The sequence below is a fragment of the Rhizobium sp. FKY42 genome, assembly GCF_005222835.1.
Classification (GTDB): Bacteria; Pseudomonadota; Alphaproteobacteria; order Rhizobiales; family Rhizobiaceae; genus Neorhizobium.
Genome location: NZ_STGA01000039.1, coordinates 1 through 1090, shown reverse-complemented (window position 1 = coordinate 1090; position 1090 = coordinate 1). Strand labels below are relative to the sequence as shown.

The window sequence follows — 1090 nt, the reverse complement described above, 5'->3', positions numbered from 1 at the left end:
ATGCCAAATCCGCGTGACTGACGCGTAGCAATGCCTCTTCACAACCAATCGGAATTTTCGCAACAGAGCCCCTTCCCATCCGCGATTAAAGCATCGGTAGATGATGGTCTGCTTCAGCCCAACCCTGTGCACTACGTCACAAAGCATCTCCAACAACGCATCGAGAGTGACCATTTTCGGGTTAAGAAGAACATGCCCAAGATCGGCGGCTTCGAAGCCATGCTCTGGCTGAAGAAGGGCTTCGGCTATTCCGGCTTGTGGACCGTAAATGATCAGAACGATCTGCTCGCGCACCTCTTCGGACTACAAAAGGTTAACAAAGCATGAAAACGAGGGCGCTCAGTGGATGATTGCGCGCTCCGAAAATGTTTGCGACAAGGCCCCCGAAGCTGTTCAGACAAACCGAGCCACCTCTGACGATTACCGGGACAATTACAATTTGCGCAAAAAACGCGTCAAATTCTCTATGAGCGCAGCATAATTATCTGAATTTACTAAAATTAAAGCGACCCGGCCGATCCGTGTAGTAACGCCTGCAGAACTCAGCAGCGTCTTGGTTATCTAATCTCGGAAAGGGTCTGGATATGCACTTCTTCAATTCCACTTCCCAGCTTGTATGGGCTGCTCTCAACAAGTCGCTTGCTATTATCGAATTCGGAATGGATGGCGTCGTTTTAGAAGCGAATGAAAATTTCTGCAGGCTGATGGGTTATGCACCGACTGAAATTGTCGGCTCTCATCACAGCATCTTTGTCGATAAGTCAGAGGTGCATTCTCCCGACTATAGAAATTTCTGGGCGAAGCTCAACAAGGGCGAATTCGATCATCGTCTCTACAAGCGTATCGCCAAGGACGGTCGGGAAGTATGGATCGAGGCCTCGTACAATCCGGTCATGCGCTCCGGCAAACCTTTCAAAGTTGTCAAGGTCGCGTCCGATGTGACAGACCGCCAGGTTCGCTCGGCTGACCATAATGGTAAAATCAATGCGATCAACCGCGCTCAGGCTGTGATTGAATTTACGGCTCTGTTGCGAAAATTCCGATTGGTTGTGAAGAGGCATTGCTACGCGTCAGTCACGCGGATTTGGCA

General features: G+C 49.9%; 1 protein-coding gene and 1 pseudogene. Both read left to right on the top strand.

The annotated features are described in order from the left end of the window. Window positions 1–66 precede the first annotated feature (66 nt). Window positions 67–327, top strand: a pseudogene (locus E8M78_RS16160) (DDE-type integrase/transposase/recombinase); the annotation flags it as partial. 257 nt (window positions 328–584) lie between these two features. After that, a partial coding sequence (locus E8M78_RS16155) for a PAS domain-containing protein (RefSeq protein ID WP_137136033.1) occupies window positions 585–1090 on the top strand: 506 nt, incomplete at its 3' end.